General features: G+C 35.3%; 14 protein-coding genes. 5 read left to right on the forward strand and 9 right to left on the reverse strand.

Features of this window, described 5'->3' with window-relative positions; translation table 11 throughout:
- Nucleotides 1-58 precede the first annotated feature (58 nt).
- Together JAZ75_RS24420 and JAZ75_RS24425 are read left to right on the forward strand one after the other, a co-directional pair.
- Nucleotides 59-976 (forward strand): DUF4377 domain-containing protein, encoded by a 918-nt coding sequence (locus JAZ75_RS24420; RefSeq protein WP_208699134.1) that lies wholly within the window; start codon nucleotides 59-61, stop codon nucleotides 974-976.
- A gap of 71 nt (nucleotides 977-1,047) precedes the next feature.
- On the forward strand, nucleotides 1,048-1,797 hold the full coding sequence (locus JAZ75_RS24425) for an isocitrate lyase/phosphoenolpyruvate mutase family protein (RefSeq protein WP_132772940.1): 750 nt from the start codon (nucleotides 1,048-1,050) through the stop codon (nucleotides 1,795-1,797).
- 45 nt (nucleotides 1,798-1,842) lie between these two features.
- Here JAZ75_RS24425 and JAZ75_RS24430 read toward each other — a convergent pair whose 3' ends face one another.
- Nucleotides 1,843-2,364, reverse strand: coding sequence for a TlpA family protein disulfide reductase (locus JAZ75_RS24430; RefSeq protein ID WP_208699137.1), 522 nt, complete (start codon nucleotides 2,362-2,364; stop codon nucleotides 1,843-1,845).
- A gap of 226 nt (nucleotides 2,365-2,590) precedes the next feature.
- Between JAZ75_RS24430 and JAZ75_RS24435 the strand changes: the two genes are divergently transcribed.
- Nucleotides 2,591-3,049: a MaoC family dehydratase gene (locus JAZ75_RS24435; protein ID WP_183915107.1), complete on the forward strand. Its 459-nt coding sequence runs from the start codon at nucleotides 2,591-2,593 to the stop codon at nucleotides 3,047-3,049.
- 63 nt (nucleotides 3,050-3,112) lie between these two features.
- On the opposite strand, the gene JAZ75_RS24440 is transcribed toward JAZ75_RS24435, so the two are convergent.
- From JAZ75_RS24440 to JAZ75_RS24455, 4 genes are all read right to left on the reverse strand, one after another.
- The gene (locus JAZ75_RS24440; RefSeq protein WP_208699139.1) at nucleotides 3,113-4,690 is read right to left on the reverse strand and encodes a hypothetical protein; all 1,578 of its coding nucleotides are present in this window, start codon (nucleotides 4,688-4,690) and stop codon (nucleotides 3,113-3,115) included.
- Nucleotides 4,690-5,751: an HlyD family secretion protein gene (locus JAZ75_RS24445; protein WP_208699142.1), complete on the reverse strand. Its 1,062-nt coding sequence runs from the start codon at nucleotides 5,749-5,751 to the stop codon at nucleotides 4,690-4,692. The genes JAZ75_RS24440 and JAZ75_RS24445 overlap by 1 nt, the downstream gene beginning before the upstream one ends.
- Entirely contained in the window at nucleotides 5,751-7,049 is a 1,299-nt protein-coding gene (locus tag JAZ75_RS24450) for a TolC family protein (protein ID WP_208699144.1), read from the reverse strand. The genes JAZ75_RS24445 and JAZ75_RS24450 overlap by 1 nt, the downstream gene beginning before the upstream one ends.
- Before the next feature lie 400 nt (nucleotides 7,050-7,449).
- Entirely contained in the window at nucleotides 7,450-7,764 is a 315-nt protein-coding gene (locus JAZ75_RS24455) for a zf-TFIIB domain-containing protein (protein WP_208699146.1), read from the reverse strand.
- Nucleotides 7,765-8,023: 259 nt separating this feature from the next.
- Between JAZ75_RS24455 and JAZ75_RS24460 the strand changes: the two genes are divergently transcribed.
- Nucleotides 8,024-9,649, forward strand: a complete 1,626-nt coding sequence (locus tag JAZ75_RS24460) for an ABC-F family ATP-binding cassette domain-containing protein (RefSeq protein ID WP_132773672.1) — start codon at nucleotides 8,024-8,026, stop codon at nucleotides 9,647-9,649.
- A gap of 70 nt (nucleotides 9,650-9,719) precedes the next feature.
- Here the strand turns inward: JAZ75_RS24460 and JAZ75_RS24465 are convergent, their stop codons facing one another.
- Nucleotides 9,720-11,315, reverse strand: a complete 1,596-nt coding sequence (locus JAZ75_RS24465) for a discoidin domain-containing protein (protein ID WP_183915260.1) — start codon at nucleotides 11,313-11,315, stop codon at nucleotides 9,720-9,722.
- A 682-nt stretch (nucleotides 11,316-11,997) separates the two neighbouring features.
- Here JAZ75_RS24465 and JAZ75_RS24470 point away from each other — a divergent pair.
- On the forward strand, nucleotides 11,998-14,886 hold the full coding sequence (locus JAZ75_RS24470) for a TonB-dependent receptor (RefSeq protein ID WP_208699148.1): 2,889 nt from the start codon (nucleotides 11,998-12,000) through the stop codon (nucleotides 14,884-14,886).
- A 73-nt stretch (nucleotides 14,887-14,959) separates the two neighbouring features.
- Here JAZ75_RS24470 and JAZ75_RS24475 read toward each other — a convergent pair whose 3' ends face one another.
- The 3 genes from JAZ75_RS24475 to JAZ75_RS24485 all read right to left on the reverse strand — a co-directional run bounded on the left by JAZ75_RS24475 (nucleotide 14,960) and on the right by JAZ75_RS24485 (nucleotide 18,342).
- Nucleotides 14,960-15,418: a membrane protein gene (locus JAZ75_RS24475; RefSeq protein WP_021188461.1), complete on the reverse strand. Its 459-nt coding sequence runs from the start codon at nucleotides 15,416-15,418 to the stop codon at nucleotides 14,960-14,962.
- Nucleotides 15,419-15,662: 244 nt separating this feature from the next.
- Complete coding sequence (locus JAZ75_RS24480; protein WP_021188462.1) at nucleotides 15,663-17,246, reverse strand: MDR family MFS transporter; 1,584 nt, start codon at nucleotides 17,244-17,246, stop codon at nucleotides 15,663-15,665.
- A gap of 4 nt (nucleotides 17,247-17,250) precedes the next feature.
- The gene (locus tag JAZ75_RS24485) at nucleotides 17,251-18,342 is read right to left on the reverse strand and encodes an HlyD family secretion protein (protein ID WP_021188463.1); all 1,092 of its coding nucleotides are present in this window, start codon (nucleotides 18,340-18,342) and stop codon (nucleotides 17,251-17,253) included.

The following is an 18,342-nucleotide window of genomic DNA, read 5'->3' on the forward strand; positions in this document are numbered from 1 at the left end:
GCGTTAAAAATACAATATTTTTTAATCAAACAACGTTTTCTATTTACAAATGAAGCATATGATCAAATTTTCAACTCTACTCTGTTTACCTCTTACAGCATTTAGTTTAACATCTTTGGCGCAAACAAATGATTTTACAATTAAAATGAAAAGTGGTATCCAGAAAGAGCAGGCATTGCAGGTAAAATATTATAATAGTGCAGATTGGGAACCTTTTTATGCTAAAATAGAATCTTTCTCCTACGATCCCAATTATAGTTATGAACTGCGAATTAGAAGAACAAAAGTAGCAAATTCAGTTCCTAATAAGCCTAGTTATCGTTATACTCTCCTGAATACAGTACAAAAATCTCAGGTAAACTCGGAGAAAATAATCTTAGAAATCAATGATAAATGGGTAGACTGCCAGGGTGTAGGGCAAATGAAGTGCCTACAGGTGAGGTCTACTCCCAAAGATGATTGGGAATATTTTCACAGTCATATAAACGGATTTGATTACGAAGAAGGTTATATTTATAAATTAATAGTGAAGCGTACCAAAATCGAAAATCCGCCACAAGATGCTTCAGCTTATCAGTATGATCTTGTAAAAATTGTGACGAAAACAGCAAGTAAAAACAAAAGATCTTTACCAACAGCAGCAGTATTCTTATCAAGACATAAGTGGAAATTGATTAGTTTAAATGGAAAAGATGTAGCTAAATATAATGCTCACCTACTTTTTGATGCTGATAAGGGCCGGATATCAGGAAACTCGAGCTGTAATAATTTCTTTGGACCATTTATCATAACTAGTAATACGATTGAATTTCCAAATATAGGAACCACAATGCGGGCATGTATGGGTGATAATATTGAATCTGACTTATATCAAGTCCTTGAAAATAGGGAACTTCATTACGATATAGCGGAGCAGACGTTTAATCTGTATATTAAAAATAAACACGTTGCTATTTTCGGCCTGACAGAAAAATAAGTCTTCAATATATGCTCTTTACAAAAACAAATATATAGGATGATGTGTTTTACAATAAAAAGATCGAAATTATGTCATATACAAAATTCACAAAACTGCATCAGCAGAGTAACTTGCTGATTTTAGGAAATGTCTGGGATGCACATAGTGCTAAAATAGCGGCCTCTGCCGGATTTCAGGCCTTAGGTACCTCCAGTCATGCAATTGCTAATTCACTTGGCTATGCCGATGGAGAGCAAATACCTGTGAATGAGTTATTATTTGTCGTCGAAAGAATAGTGAAATCCGTAAAAATACCTGTTTCTGTCGATTTTGAATCTGGTTATTCAGACAACCCATTTGAAGTTGCCAAATATGTAACACAGCTTTCTGAAATGGGAGTTGTAGGAATCAATTTGGAGGACGGAAAGGTAGTTAAGTCTGGACGCAAGCTCGGTAAAACAGGTATTTTAACAGAAAAAATTGAAGCCATTAAATCGAGCACTAAAAATATATTTATCAATGCTAGAATTGATACCTTTACCACTAAGCATGAAAATGCGCTCGAAGAAACCATTAAAAGAGCTAAAATTTATGAAGAGGCAGGTGCCGATGGTTTATTTGTACCACTAGCAGAAAGTAAAACAGATATTGAAAAAATTGTTAATTCAACACGTTTACCGCTTAATTTATTTCTAACGGATAAACTCGCAAAACCCGCTGTATTAGCAGAACTAGGTGTGAAAAGACTGAGCCATGGTGCAAAAATTTACGAATATTTAGTCGCTCAAAACACGAAACTATTTCATGATTTTTTGGCCAATCCAAAACTTCCTAAATGATATTTTATAAAAGCCATTTATCTTAGTAAAATGGCTTTTATAATTTTACTCCTCACTCAACTGCTGTAGTGCTTCTTTAAATTTAGTTGACTTAAAGTTCATTCCCCCCACATGTTTATTTACCAGTACCCCTTTTCTATCCAGAATAATTGTTGTCGGTATAGATTTCGTTTGCAGATCCAATGGTAGCTCTGTTTTAATTCGGTATACTGGAATACTATACTTTCTTTTTTTCATAAAATTTCCTCCTTTAACTGCATTGTCGTCCATATCTACTGCCATGAAAATGATATTGCTATTTTCCCTCATGTCGAGATAAAGTTGATTCAGTCCCGGCATCTCAGCTAAACAGGGTATACACCATTTTGCCCAATAGTTGATCACAACAACCTTGCCTTTCAGATTGCTTAAATTGATATCTTCACCATCACTATTTTCAAATAAAACATCATAATCTTGCTGCAATCTTGCTGAATAATCTTTTATATTGATGGAAACAATAAAGGAGAAACAGAATAATCCGATCACCGAAATTAACCATCCTATATTTTTTTTACAAACTCGCATAACATCACCTGTAGTCCAATCTCAAAAATAGAATTTTTTATCAACTTTTATGATAGGCCTAACTAAATACTACCCTCACAATCAAAAGATTAATAAAACAAAAGATAACCCTTTGCTATATTCCTTAAAATGTTAATCTTATTTTAATATATAATCGCTATATTCATTTAAACAAACTGATACATGATCAAAAATAATCAGCTTACAACTAACATATCAAACAAATATGCTTACAATAAACAATTACGAAGATTATAAATCCTATGAAGGAAAGCTTTTGGGATTATCAGAATGGCACAAAATTGATCAGCAACAGATCAACAGTTTTGCTGATGCTACTCTAGACCATCAATGGATTCATGTCGATAAAGAAAAAGCGGAATCCGAAGGACCTTTCAAATCTACTATTGCTCATGGATACTTAACGCTTTCACTCATTCCTTACCTTTGGAAGCAGATTGCTGAGGTTAGAAATGTAAAAATGGAGATTAATTACGGTATTGAAAATCTAAAATTTGGTCAAGCTGTTTTAGTTGATAGCGAAGTTCAGTTGCAAGCAAAAGTAAAATCTGTGAACAATTTAAGGGGTGTTATAAAAGTTATTATCGAAGCTACATTATTGATTAAAGATAATGCTAAACCTGCATATGTAGGTGATGTTATATTCCTTTATCACTTCATGTAGTAAATATACAAAGCATCCATGTTTATATAATGGCACATGGATGCTTTGTATATTTAAGAAAAGCTAAGCGGGAGATACCATATTCCGCTTAAGTTTTTTATACATACTTTTAAGCGACGGAGATAAAAAAATAACAATCAAAATAATAATGCTGATGAGTGACATCAATTCATAATAATCCATTGCAAAACGTACAAAAGCCTGATTTTTGACACGTTCTGTCACCAATTTGACTGCTGTTGCATGTTCATGAAACTGAAGACCATTTTTCAGCAACGTTGCACTTTCTTTTTCAAAATAACGCTGTAATATGATATTATTCTGCTGCAGATAGTCTTGAAAAACCATCTGATGTTGATTGGTGTCAAATAATTTGAAGAAATTTTGTAAACCGATACTACTGGTGTAGCCCAAATACCGTATAGCCAGACAAACCGCCGCCGCAGAAACGGCCAAATGTGACTTCACACTCGCTATTGTAAATAAAATAGTAGGGACCATGATCAATCCAACCCCAAATCCGTGGAGCCATAAAGGAATCCAGAAATAATAATCATTCCCTTCGCTTTCAAAAGAAAAAAACATCACCTGATGGAAACTCAATAAAAAACAATAACCTAATATCCAGATCCACTTGACTGCTTTATGGGCAATAATCCAGTACATGGAAAATAACACCCCCATAATAATTCCTAAAATATTAAACCATTGCACATAGGATAAATGGATCGGATCTAGTTTTAAAACCTGAGAAAAATATTGATTGGACACGGAAAGCGAAAATCGTTCGATATACATCATAAAAAGGATCAATAACCCTAAAAGTAAGCGTCGATTTTTAAAAATGGAAATATCAACATACACGCGTTTTAAAATCAACTGACGGATGATAAAGCAAATCAACAAAGCGATTCCCAACAACAATGCAACCTGCATATGCTGATCTGAAAACCAATACACTTCTTGTCCATACACCATCATATAACCAAAGGCAATGATGACACCACTAAAATAGATACTACTTGGCCAGTCTAGTGAAAACAAAGGATAAGGCCTAATATGACGTATTGATTTCATCGAAAGCAGTATCATTAATAAGCCCGGCATAAAGGCTAATGCAGCATAGAGGTATAATACATCGAAATTAAAGGAATCAATAAACTCTGCAGTTACAAAACTATTGAAGGGGGAGCTGCAGAGCAACATTCCGAAAAAGATAGAATAACTTACCTCCTTAGCTCGTTCACTATTTAACCTTGAAAAAATCATCGATATGGATAGGTTTACCGCACTGGCAAATAACATTCCCTGCAGAAAGCGCAATCCATAGACCCAGGTAATATCCGTAATTCGATACATCAGAAAACAATTCAGTATCTGTAATAAATTGAATATAACATAATACTGCTTTACTGGAAAAAAGAGGAAGAAACGTCTTTCTAAGATATAAAAGCCAACAAATCCGGCATAGAATAGAATTATCAAAAACTGAACATCACTGGGCTGACTGCCATAATAACCTGCAGTAACTTGAATATTGGCTCCGGGCAAAAAGAATAATACCATACTCGGCATTAAGCAGCTGAATAATATTAGCTTAATCAACCATTCCGGAACCCATTCCTTAAATATCTCTTTCACTACTTTTTATTTTTAGCAACAGATACATTTACGTTCATGCCGGAACGCAAAATTTGTTCACCCTGCTTCTTTTCCAATTCAATTCGCACTGGAACACGTTGGACTATTTTAACAAAGTTTCCAGTTGCATTATCCGGAGGTAATAAAGAAAAAGAAGAGCCTGTGGCAGGGGAAATTGAAATAATTTTCCCTTTAAAGACTTGATCGGGATAAGCATCAGCGATCACCTCTACCGAATCTTGAATACGCAGATAGCGCAATTGGGTTTCTTTAAAATTTGCAGTCACCCAAGTCGGTGTCTCAGCATTAACAATAAATCCCAATACTTCACCAGCATTGACCATCTGCCCCTCTTCAATACTCCGTTTACCAATCATACCGTCATAAGGAGCACGAACCACTGTGTATCCTACATCCAGATGTTTTCTCCCAGCAGCCGCAGATAGTCTATTCTTTTCTGCACTGACTACTGTTTTTTGTACTTCGACATCTCTCACCCGCTCTTGCGAAGCTTCCAATTTATGCTGAAGTGCAGCCAATTCACTTTTATAAACATCTAAAGTCGCTTTGACATCTTCCATTTGCTGGGCTGTGGCAGATTTTTCTTCATAAAGAAATTTATATCGGTCATACTCGAGCTGTTGCTTCGTTACCCTAGCCTCATTGGCGGCAATAGATTTCCTTAAAGATTCGTGCTCCTCCATTAAGATCTGCTTTTGACTGCTCAATACGTTCATTTCAGCATGCTCTTTATATACAGAAGCATTAGCTTGATCGGCCTCGTATTTATATTCACGTTGATCAATAATCAGCAACGTATCACCACGTTTTACAAATTGATGATCGTGGTAATGCACAGAGACAATATACCCTCCCACTCGGGAGATAATAGGATTGATATATCGCGATACCTGGGCATCATTTGTGTAAGCATAGTTTAACCGAATCCATAATGTGCGTCCTCCCCAGAACAATAATGCACATAGGACAAGAGCTGCGATCCAGTTTGTTAATTTTGTCAACTTAGCATCGGTCAATGACCAACGAGATTTGGGTTTCATTAAATAGTACCTTTTAAGAATTCAATAAAATAATAGTGTTTTTGTATTGCTATTTTAGCAGTTTCGAGTTCAAATAATGTTTTTAGGTGCTCCATGTCTGCGTCTAACAGATCTGTGACAAGAGCTGATGATTTAAAATAACGGTTTTTGATAATACGCGCATTTTCTTTGGCAAGACCTGCATTCTTCAGGCAAACATCTCGTTGTACGCAAGCTAATTTATAATCCAGATGTGCTTGTAAAAGTTGATGTTGCATATTCTCTTCTTCTAGATGGTGCTTTACTTCTTCTCTATCCAATGCAACTTTCGCAATTCTTACGAGATTTTTATTCCGATAAACAGCTGAAATTGGGATCTTCAATTTGAGACCGACAATTCCTAAATTATACCAACTATCATTATATGGGTATAGAAATATCTGTGGATTGGCAAAGGTAAAATTACCGGCAAAACCAAGTTCAGGTAGATAATTTGCTTTAGATTGTTTAATTGCCAACTGTTTAATTTTTACTTCCTGCTCAGACTGCTGCAACACAAAAGCATGGTGTTTAGCAAAAGCCCAGGATTCATCATAACTATCAACCTTTACTATAAAATCATGTGGCATTGGAACGATTGTGGCATCGCCACCAATAATGAAATTTAATCTCTGATTGAATGCTTGAATATCATGGTCAATTTGAACCAGCAACAGTTCGCGTTTAGAAAGTTCCAGTTCCATACGCAATACATCACTGTGGAGTAAAACACCCGAAGTATATAAATTTTTTATCTCTTTTAACTGTGCTTTCTGATCGACAATATCTGATTCAATTAGGGTTTTATCCATATAAGATCTTTCTAGATCTAAAAAGAGATTACAGACATCCAATTTAATACGTGCTTTATCATTTGCCCAAGCAATAGAAGCAAGCTCCTGCTCCAGTTTTCGGGATTCGATTTTCATTAAATCTTTATGCCCATTGTAAAGATTTAGATAAAAGTCAATTCCCGTATCATATAAATAATGAATGACATCGTGTTGACTTGGTTTGCTCAATAGTCCATGATCATAAACTGGCATATTGGTCGCATAACTGGCAGCACCGTGTAACGAAATTTCGGGGAGTAATTCCATTCGCTGTTGCTGGATCGCCAATTTACTTTCTTCAATCTGCAAATAGGACGTTTCTATTTGCTTGGAATTCAGCAATGCCTTACTGATTATATCTTCTAAAGATGTTCGTAACGTATCAGAAGCCTGTACTTCTGAAATAGCAGATAACAACAACCCAATTGTTAGCACCCGCTTTACCATGCTGGTAATAAATATCACTTTCGTTTTTATAAAAATTTTGCGTTGCAAACATAGAGACTATTTGGATAAATAATTTCTTCACAATTGCCAATATATTATGCATAAAAGACAAAATCAAATAAATGATATACCAAACAACTCAATTAAGACACGCTATAAAAGCATAATAATTCTGTTAATGAAAATTAAATTCTATAATAGAAATATATTTGCAAGTCATATTATCTTTTTTTCTAATATAAAGCCCATATGACGTAAAAAAGGTCTACTGAATAACGGTAATGTATTCAGCAGCCCTTTTCCCTATGGTATCATATATTTTTTAGCCAGACCCAACCGTAAAAACCTAACTTATTCCTTGGCTGGCTATAATAAAACAGTTATAATTTAAGAACAGATTTTAATCAAAATCAAAGAAATCTGAAAGAAATGATTTCTTCTTTTTAGGATATTGTTGATGTTTATTATTGTCATCACGGTGACCCTCACGGTAATGTTCACGATAATCGGATCTTTCCCTATTGCTATGCTCTGTACGGAGCGATCGATCTTCATAAGTATTTGAAGATACTTTGTTTTGCTCAGCGGCATAAGACATCAGCTTATCAAGTTCTCCTTTATCCAACCAGACACCTCTACAAATAGGGCAATAATCAATTTCAACCTGATGACGCTCTGTCATCAATAAAGTTTCGTTGCAATTTGGACATTTCATATTTTTCTATTTCTAATTTTTCAATTAATTAAATAGCAATTTACTGAAATTAAGGTTGTGTTCTAGCAACGATGTCCGACATTTCACATTATTTAACAGGATATTTCATTTTGATATAAAAATAGCAGTTATCCGCTGCATTTAGTGTCATTGATATTTTTATATCGTTATCAAAATATCAAGAATAACATGTCTTTTACTTTACAATACCTTTAAAAATGTTCTAAAAAAAGAGAGAAATAAAGCATATCTTTGCAACATGATTAATGTATCCAATCTTTCTCTTCGCTACGGTAAACGCGTATTGTTCGAAGATGTCAATCTAAAATTCACGCCTGGTAACTGTTACGGTATTATTGGTGCCAATGGAGCTGGAAAATCGACTTTCTTGAAAATTGTTTCTGGAGAAATTGATCCTTCTACAGGTTCTGTTGCTTTTACACCTGGCGATAGAATGTCGGTATTAAGCCAAGATCACTATGCTTTTGACGAATTTACAGTTTTGGAAACCGTAATGATGGGTAATCATGAGCTATACAAAATCATGAAAGAGAAAGATGCGATCTATATGAAAGAAGATTTCTCTGATGCTGACGGTGAACGCGCTGGTGAATTAGAAAGCTTATTTGCTGAAATGGACGGCTGGAATGCTGAATCAAATGCCGCAACACTCTTAAGTAGTTTAGGTATTAAAGAAGAATTCCATTATAAATTAGTTTCAGAAATTGACGGTAATCAAAAAGTACGTGTCTTATTGGCGCAGGCTTTATTTGGTAAACCAGATATTTTGATTCTCGATGAGCCTACCAACGATCTTGATATTAATACAATTGCATGGTTAGAAGATTTCTTAGCTTCTTATGAAGCTATCGTATTAGTTGTATCCCATGATCGTCACTTCTTAGATGCTGTATGTACGCATACAGTAGATATTGATTTTGGTAAAATGACGATCTATACCGGTAACTACTCTTTCTGGTACGAGTCTTCTCAATTAGCGTTGAAACAACGTACTGATCAGAATAAGAAAACTGAAGATAAGGTTAAAGAATTGCAGGAATTTATTCGTCGCTTCTCGGCCAATGCATCAAAATCAAAACAAGCAACCTCACGTAAGAAAGCTTTAGATAAGATCAACATTGATGAAATTAAGCCTTCTAACCGTAAATATCCTGCGATCATGTTTAATACCATGAACAGAGAACCAGGAGATCAAACTTTACAGGTAGAAGGATTGAGCAAAACAGTTAACGGAGAAGTTTTCTTCAAAGACATCACCTTCATGATTAATAAAGGTGATAAAATTGCTGTCTTAGGAGCCAATTCACTGATTACTTCTGCATTCTATGATATCCTTACAGGACGTGACAAAGATTTTAAAGGAGATATTAAATGGGGTATTACGATCACTCCTGCAGATATGCCAATGGATAATTCACCTTTCTTCGAAGGTAGAACAGAAAATCTGGTTGATTGGCTAAGAGATTACACAACAAACCCTGATGCTGATGAGCAATTTATTCGCGGTTTCTTAGGTAAGATGTTGTTCTCTGGAGAAGAAGTCTTGAAAAAATGTTCAGTACTTTCCGGAGGTGAGAAGATGCGCTGTATGTTCTCCAGAATGATGCTTCAAGGTGCAAACTTCTTAATCTTTGATGAGCCAACGAATCACTTGGACTTAGAATCCATTACTGCTTTGAACAACGGTATGGTAGATTTTAAAGGTTCCATGTTATTCACTTCTCGTGACCACGAATTAACTGAAACGGTAGCAAACCGTATTATTGAATTAACGCCAAAAGGTATTATCGACAAGTTGATGACTTACGATGAGTATATTAATAGTGAAGTTGTACAAGCACAGCGTGCTGAAATGTATAAATAAGAATTATTATCTATAAAAAAGAGAGGCCTTGATTATAACAATCAAGGCCTCTCTTTTTTCATAATCTATATTAATTTGAATAAACTCCAAAATCCGCTAAATGTGAATAGAAGAAATTACCCCACGAACTTGTTGACTCTATTTTTAGATACTGTGTATTTAGTACCGATGTAAAATCTACATTGATCCAACTTCCTGACACTTGTATCAATTGAGCTGTTTTTACCAACGACCAGCTAGTACCATTTGTACTTGAGTAAATATTAATATCCTTCATCGCCCCGTTTAGGTTATCCCGATTTCTAAAAGCGACTCCTTTTACAGATCTCAAAGCCCCCATATTCACAGAAAAATAATGCGGCTGTGGCGTTTGAGCTGACGACCAAGGCGTATGCCATATTGTACTTCTATTTTTATCTAAAACGTTGCTTGCAGGCGCACCATTTTCTTGACTATCAGCTGCTATGATTGACCAGCCTGTTGTCGGTAACAAGTTATGAACAACAACTTTAGACAAATCAGGAAGATTATTGACAAAACTATATAAGTAACTATAAGTCGACCGGCTACCGTTCTCATGCATAAAACCAATACGAAGCTGATAGTCTCCAGTTAAATCGTAAAAATCTGCCAATGGGCACTCAAATCTAAAGCTGTCAACGCCAATTACTTTAGTCGACCATTGCACAGCATCATAATCCTGATTACCACCATATGGACTTCTATCATGCCAAATCACGACATCTTTCACTGGCTTAGTCGCTGTAAACTTACCTGAAACAATAATTTTATTACTAGCTACAGAAGCTGATAATGATGTAATATCTACAGAGGCTGCTTGGTACCAATCTGTACGTGTTACCGTACTGAATACTTGACTATTATTAAATGTTGCTGTAGTAGCTTGTGTCAGCGAAGTTGTAGAGATGCCATAAGTCGAATTACCACTTCCCATCAATGCCGTACCTAAAGTAGGAGCCAATGTTTTATTCATGCGGTTATGGCTAGCGTTAAGACCATGACCTAGCTCATGAATCATTCCTCCAATCCATACTGTTGCTTTCCACCCGATATCGCCACCTATTCCTAAATTTTTAGCGTCTAAATTCACATAGTCCAGCGCATAACATGTGGTACCCGTTCCATAAAATGGCGGACCTCCTGGATTCGCCGGATCACTATTGTAAGTAGGAATGACAATCAGATTATGCTCGCTTTTCTTTGCAGAAGGATTTAAAGCATAGTAAGCATCCACTTCCGATTTCACTGCGCCACTCCCCCCCTCATAAGGATAAGTTGCTTTTCCAAAATTACCTGGAATGTAGATAATGTTAATTAAAGAATCGTTGATCAGATCCAAACCAAAAGATTTACGACCAAAACCTTCGCGGTCCATATTCGAAGCAAACATTTCCTGCGCATCGAGTAATATCTTACTCAGGCGCTTTCTGAAATTTGGTATAGAATCCAAATCATTCGGCACAAAGTAAACAACATTTAATTTGTAGGGATTGTTGCGCCATTCATTAGTCAGATTAAGCGCTTGCTTTTTGCCTAGACCGGATTCATCCTTGTCATAATTACTCAAATCCTGTGTAATGTCTTTACAAGAGAATACAGTAAGTAGCACTATACTACAGAGTACGTAAAAAGATTTATTCTTCATATTTTATGTTATAATGGTGTTAACCGAATTTATAAAAGACAAATCATTTTAAAAAAAATTATTTAAAAAATATAATATTTTACTTAACGCAAACGATTGTTTTTCGCAATCAACTAAACTATTTGTAACAAAAGCATAGTGAAAACTATTTCACAACCAAAATATTAATTACTATTAAAGAAAAATTACAAGCACATTGATCAGTGATGAGTTCATAAAACTGATTTTTCTTATAGTCAGTGTAGCTTATAATTCATTTAGGCAAGTAAACATAGAATAGATTTAAATTTCTAGTAGGGGTGCTCAAAACCTGAATCATTAATAGCTAGATTTTTTTTTATTCCCCCCTCCTACTTACATCTAAAAAAATTATTGTGATTCTTTTTATCTTCTTATACAGCGGAAAGATATTAATGATATAATCAAACGAAAATAATTACTGCAGGTAGCTTGTATACGAAAAAAATCACAAATTTTTAACAGATCATGATTGACTATTCTATATTGATTTTTTTTAAAAAAACCTTTCTAAACGTAACTTAAAACAACATTCATATTAAATTATAAGCACTCAATTACAGATAGTTAAAAACTAATAATTACTATTATTTAAAAATAAATGCTGTAATGTGAAAACTAAAAAATATATTTGTCTACCAAATCGATAGATTTAATATTAAATATGAAAAGAACATTACTAAATTTTATTATCATCGCGATTATTGGGGTGGCCAAAACTACTCCATCTTTTGCTCAAGGGTCCAATATTATTGAACTCACCGGTCATATTATTGACCAGAACACAAAAGAACCTTTGCCCGGAATTACCATTACAATTCAAGGAACTGTAAACGGAACATCAACGAATAACAAAGGTGATTTTAAACTCAACACAAAGGCAAAATATCCTTTTACATTAAAAGTATCAGGAGTTGGTTTTGAAACAAAAACTTACGAAGTAACAGGTCCAGAATCCAATTTAAATTTAGCATTATTGACGCAAACAATTCTCGGAAAAGAAGTGGTAGTCACGGCATCACGTACACAGGAAAGTATCTTAAAATCTCCTGTTTCAATTGAAAAATTAGATATCAGAGCTATTAGAGAATCTCCTGCTCCTAGTTTTTATGATGCACTTGAAAATGTTAAGGGTGTTCAAATGACCACTTCAAGCATTACTTTCAAAATTCCTAATACCAGAGGTTTCAATATTCCTAATAACTTTAGATTTGTTCAGTTGGCTGATGGTGTAGATATGCAAGCGGCGACATTAGGTGTTCCATTAGGTAATGCCATAGGTCCCACAGAATTGGATATTGCAAGTATAGAAATAACTCCTGGCGCTTCTTCCGCTCTTTATGGTATGAATGCCATTAATGGGATGGCTAATCTATTGACAAAAAATCCGTTTTTATACGAAGGATTAAGCGTTTACTCCAAAAATGGGCTAAATCATACCGGCGGTACTGGTCGAGAATTGAGTAATTTGACAGAGAATGCCGTCCGTTTTGCCAAATCTTTCAATAATAAATTTGCATTTAAAGTCAATCTTAGCTATTTAAGAGGAACTGACTGGTTGTCTAATTCTTATCAGGATCAAAATCCAAACACATTAAACACAGCAAACCCTGGCTTCCCAGAACTTTCGGGAAGTAACAACCCCGCCTTCGATGGCTGGAATATTTATGGTGACGAAAATAATAATGCTGTGACCCTTTCGGGTTTGAACATTAATGGTAAAGCAAACCAATCTCTAATTGTGAGACGTACAGGTTACAAAGAGGAAGATCTTTCAAAGCCTACAGTTGAAAATTTAAAATTTGATGCCGCATTACATTATCGCCTTACTGAAAATGCGGAATTATCTTATAGCTACCGATTTGGTCAAATGGATGGCGTCTTTCAAAGAGGAAATAAAATTCAATTGGATAATGTAAAGGTTCAAAATCATAAATTAGAATTAAAAGGAAATGACTATTCTATAAAAACCTACCTTTCTACTGAAAACACGGGTGACTCCTACAATATTAAACCTTTGGCAGACAATTTAGACCTGACTCATTTATCTAATAATGCATGGCGAGATCTTTATAAAAACTCATTGCAAACACAGTTAAATGAAGGAATATCTTTAACAGATGCTTTAAGAAATGCTAGAATAGTAGCTGACAAAGGTCGTGTAGAACCTGGTACAAAAGATTTTGATGAACTAAAGAATACCATTACTAAAATCAATAATTGGGATCATTTGAATGCAGGCGTTAAAACCGGTACTGCAACAGGTGGTGCTCAATTGAAACAAATGAGCAGAACTTACCACGTTAATGCACAATGGGATTTAAGCCGACACATCAATATTTTCAACTTATTAATAGGGGGTGATGCGACCATTTATGAAGTAGTTCCTGACGGAAACAACTTTGTGGATTTTAAAAGACCTATAGCAGACAGGAGTCAGCCTTTGTCAAATGGTTCTTTTGGTGAAAATGTCTATTACAAAAAAGTTGGGGGTTTTGGACAGATTACAAAATCTCTTCTGGATGAGAAATTAAAACTTTTTGGATCATTACGGGTTGATTATAATCCTGAATTCTCAGCTAAAATTAATCCTAGGATTGCAGCAGTATATACCCTAAAAGAAAAACATAACCTTAGAGCATCTTTTCAAAATGGATATCGCTTTCCTGCTCTATTTGAAGCACTATCATTTGTCAATAACGGAAATGTACGTCGCGTAGGAGGCTTGTCCTATATCAATGAAGGACTTGGATACTTAGATAATTCATATACCCTTCAATCCGTAAATAGTTTTAATGCAGCGGTAAACAAGGATGTCGCAACTGGATTGACAGCTAATGATGCGGCACTTAAAAACCGGGGACTTTTAGCTGTTACAAATTTAAAGGCAACAGAGCCAGAAAGTATCAAGTCTTTCGAAATTGGCTATAAAGCGGTATTGTTTCAAAACAAATTAGCTATTGACTGGGATCTTTACAGCAATGTCTATAATGGATTTTTAGGTCAGGTAGAAGTCGCCGTCCCATCTACAGATAAGATCACAACAGATGCATCTGTTATTGATATGTTAGCTAGTAATAGATCCAAACAAACCCGTTACCGTGTTTATACGAATGCCAAAAACAGTTATAACAATTATGGAAGTTCTCTTGGCATTACTTATAACTTCAGTGGTAACTATACAGTATCCGGCAATATTAACTACAGTGATATTACTAAAAATAAAGAATCTGATTTATTTGTTACCGGATTCAATACTCCTAAGTGGGCATCTAATCTATCTTTCGGAAATAGACAGATTCTGCCAAATGTAGGTTTTAATCTTGTTTGGAAATGGCAGGATGCATTTGACTGGGAAAGCCCGCTTGTGAATGCCCGTGTCTCCGCTTATAATAATATTGATGCACAGGTTAGTTACAAGATGCCTAAAACAACTATTAAACTTGGTGGAAGTAATATATTAAACAATCATTATATACAATATGCAGGTGGACCGACACTTGGCGCTTTATACTATATGGCTATAACTTTTGATAACATCTTAACGAAATAATATTCCCTCCCCCCTTCTATTATAATTGGTTTAATCCTCCTCATTTCTCGATGACGGAGGATTTTTTTAAACTTTATTTTAAATAAAGCCCAAAATACCATACCCATGCTATTAAAATAAGCTGCATCGGAAGTCTTTGTGCATATAAATAATTCATCCCCGGCCCCGTATAATCGGCTTTAAAAATATTGATCATCTTTCTCGAAGAATTAACATTTGCAATGAAAACGACAACAAAAAAGATAATGAGCAATATTGCAGTGGTTGCTCTTAATGAAGGTATCATTAATCCGATTCCAGCGGCAATTTCGAGTACTCCCGTTAAGTATACTAAAAATAATTTTGCAGGAATAAAATCTGGCATCATCATCACCATACCTTTTTGAAATCTAAAATGCGACAAACCAGTGAAAATGATAAAAACAGTCATACCAAGATTACCTGCAAATAAAAAATCCCAAAAACCGTAGACTAATTTTGTGCCTATCAGGGCAAGAAAAAAAGCTGTAAAAAGAATAAGTAATAATTTCATAAGTCGATCATTAGTTTGTCCTAATCTAAATCTTGTTTTAAGTTTACAAGTGCATCACTTGAGAAACAAATAAATTAACGATTTGTTACAATCAAAATGATCTGGTAGATTCAGTTCTTTTCATTAGCACTATTTTTCAGATAAACTTTTACCTGCTTTTTACATTAATCCGAAATCAGGCACAAAAAAAAACAGCCGTATGTATATTTACGGCTGTTTCTATTCTTTTAAGTTTTTAGCTTATTTAGTGTAAGCTTGATGTATCCACTTTGTTCTTACCTTGTTTGATCATCAGCACGAATGGTACACAGGCTATGAATAATATTCCGATGTATAAAAACACATCCATATAAGATAAAACAGTAGCCTGCTTCATGACTGAACCTTCTAATAATTGATAAGCTTTTCCTAAGGCTTCATTAGGGGTAAATCCTTTAGCTATAAAACTAGCCTGCATCTGATTGATACGTTGCTGTACCTCAAAATCAGTTGGATCTAAATTAGCTAATAAATTAACCCGATGGCTTTGACTAAAGCGAGAAATAAATGTCGTAATCAAAGCAATACCAAATGAACCACCCAATTGACGCATCATTCCCGTAAAAGCCGCCCCTTCACCAATACTTTTACCCGATAAGGTCGACAATGATAAAGTCATTACTGGCACGAACAATAGACCTAAACCCACACCTCTAAATATTAAAGGCCAAAACATGTGTTCCGCTCCCGTATCATTTGTCAGACGGCTGTACATCACAAATGAAAAACCAAAGAATACACATAAACCTATCGCGACCATATATTTCTGAGGAACCCCATTCTGAATCATCTTACCAATAAAAGGCATCATGAAACCAGTCATCAGAGAACTCGGAATAAGCAGTAAACCTGCATCTGTTGCTGTCCATCCCAAAATAGACTGGGTGTAAATCGGAATAACAAATGTCGAACCGAACAAGCCGAAACCGAGTATAAAGCTCATCACGACACCAACCTGTAGATTTTTATCCTTTAAAACCCGCAAATTAACAATCGGCCGATCATAGGTCAGCTCTCTCCAGACGAAAAACAGTAATCCTAAAACTGATGTAACCGATAGGATAACAATTGTACTATTGGAGAACCAATCATCCTGCTGTCCATGTTCCAGTACAAACTGTAAAGAACCAATAAACATAATCAAGAAAACCACACCCCACCAATCCACATCTTTAGCAGCCTGTTTTTCACCATATTTAGGACTTTTAACAAATGTAAGCGTCAAAAGAACAGCAATAATACCTAAAGGAACATTGATATAAAAAATATAAGGCCAAGAGAAATGATCTACGATATAACCACCTAGAGGAGGACCTAGCGTTGGCCCAACAATAACCCCCATTCCGTAAATGGCCTGCGCCATACTTCTCTTTGCCGGAGGATAACTTTCGGTAATAATAGTTTGAGCAGTAACTAATAATGCTCCACCACCCATTCCCTGTATAAATCTAAAAAATACCAGTTCCCAAATATTGGTTGAATTGCCACATAAAAACGAAGCAACCGTAAAAATAATAATAGAGGCTGCAAAATAATTTCTGCGCCCAAACTGTTGCGATAGCCAACTTGTCATGGGGATCACGATCACATTTGCGATTGCATATGCTGTAATGACCCAAGCGATATCCGTTAACGTCGCACCCAATGTTCCTTTCATATCATTGAGAGCAACATTGACGATGGTGGTATCCACAATCTCCAATAAAGCACAAAGAACTGCTATAATGGTGATGATGACACGCCGATACCCATATTCAATGAGACTATCCTGATCAAGTGTAGCTGTCATAATCTTATTTTAAGTGAACGTCAACGTCAGCGTTCATTCCTGGACGCAATAAAGCAATATGATCAGCTGTGTTAGCTTTCGTTAATAATATCTTCACAGGAAGACGCTGTACTGTTTTCACAAAGTTACCAGTAGCATTATCCGGAGGAAGTAAAGAAAATTTAGAACCTGTTGCCGGTGAAAATGAATTCACTTCACCTTCAAATTCGATATTTGGATACGCATCAACAGTAACTGCTACCTTTTGTCCAATTCGAATATCATTCATCTGTGTTTCTTTGAAATTAGCAACAACCCAAGTCTCATGATTATCAACAATGTAAAATAATGCTGCTCCAGGATTAACCATCTGTCCAGGTCTTATTTTTACATTAGAAATCTGACCGTCTGCAGAAGCAGTAACTACTGTATACGAAAGATTCAATTTAGCAGCGTCAACAGCTGCTTTAGCACGTTCAATGTTAGCTTGTGCTACTGCGGTTTGTTTACTTGCAACATTTGTTTTACTCAGCACAGCCTGACGTTGTGAATTTGATGCATTTCGTTGTTGTTTTAGAATCTCAACTTGTTTCTCTGCCTCTAACTTAGTTGTTAAAGCTTGTTCATATTGCTGTTTCGTAATTGAATGGTTATTATAAAGATTCGAATAACGATTGAAATCATTTTGAGCTTGTTCTGCACGAATTTGCGCAACATCAATACTTCCAATATTAGAACGAACCGTCGCATCAGAAATCGCTACATTAGCAGAAGTGGCATTCACATCAGCTTTCGATACTTCAAAAGATCCCTCTGCGCCCAACAAAGCAGCTTCAGCTTCTTTTACCTTTATCAGATAATCCTGTGTATCAATCGTAAATAATGTATCTCCCTTTTTAACAATATCATTATCCTTTACATACACTTGTGCAATATAACCACCTACTTTAGGAATGATCGGGTTCATATTTTTATCAACCTGTGCATCATCTGTTGTTTCATGCGACTGACTGTGGATGTATTTATAACCACCATACCCTCCTCCAACTAAGATAAGAGCAATAAGAATGAAGACAAATTTCTTATTTGATGGTTTCTTTTCTTCTTGATTTTCCAT

This window comes from Sphingobacterium sp. UDSM-2020 (assembly GCF_016132525.1).
Classification (GTDB): Bacteria; Bacteroidota; Bacteroidia; order Sphingobacteriales; family Sphingobacteriaceae; genus Sphingobacterium; species Sphingobacterium anhuiense.

Excerpts from the sequence above, each read along its gene's own strand:
- JAZ75_RS24485 (WP_021188463.1), bottom strand. The coding sequence starts at position 18,342 with ATGGAAAATCAAGAAGAAAAGAAACCATCAAATAAGAAATTTGTCTTC.
- JAZ75_RS24425 (WP_132772940.1), top strand. The coding sequence starts at position 1,048 with ATGTCATATACAAAATTCACAAAACTGCATCAGCAGAGTAACTTGCTG.
- JAZ75_RS24430 (WP_208699137.1), bottom strand. The coding sequence starts at position 2,364 with ATGCGAGTTTGTAAAAAAAATATAGGATGGTTAATTTCGGTGATCGGA.
- JAZ75_RS24465 (WP_183915260.1), bottom strand. The coding sequence starts at position 11,315 with ATGAAGAATAAATCTTTTTACGTACTCTGTAGTATAGTGCTACTTACT.
- JAZ75_RS24435 (WP_183915107.1), top strand. The coding sequence starts at position 2,591 with ATGCTTACAATAAACAATTACGAAGATTATAAATCCTATGAAGGAAAG.
- JAZ75_RS24455 (WP_208699146.1), bottom strand. The coding sequence starts at position 7,764 with ATGAAATGTCCAAATTGCAACGAAACTTTATTGATGACAGAGCGTCAT.
- JAZ75_RS24450 (WP_208699144.1), bottom strand. The coding sequence starts at position 7,049 with ATGGTAAAGCGGGTGCTAACAATTGGGTTGTTGTTATCTGCTATTTCA.
- JAZ75_RS24475 (WP_021188461.1), bottom strand. The coding sequence starts at position 15,418 with ATGAAATTATTACTTATTCTTTTTACAGCTTTTTTTCTTGCCCTGATA.
- JAZ75_RS24420 (WP_208699134.1), top strand. The coding sequence starts at position 59 with ATGATCAAATTTTCAACTCTACTCTGTTTACCTCTTACAGCATTTAGT.
- JAZ75_RS24445 (WP_208699142.1), bottom strand. The coding sequence starts at position 5,751 with ATGAAACCCAAATCTCGTTGGTCATTGACCGATGCTAAGTTGACAAAA.
- JAZ75_RS24460 (WP_132773672.1), top strand. The coding sequence starts at position 8,024 with ATGATTAATGTATCCAATCTTTCTCTTCGCTACGGTAAACGCGTATTG.
- JAZ75_RS24480 (WP_021188462.1), bottom strand. The coding sequence starts at position 17,246 with ATGACAGCTACACTTGATCAGGATAGTCTCATTGAATATGGGTATCGG.
- JAZ75_RS24470 (WP_208699148.1), top strand. The coding sequence starts at position 11,998 with ATGAAAAGAACATTACTAAATTTTATTATCATCGCGATTATTGGGGTG.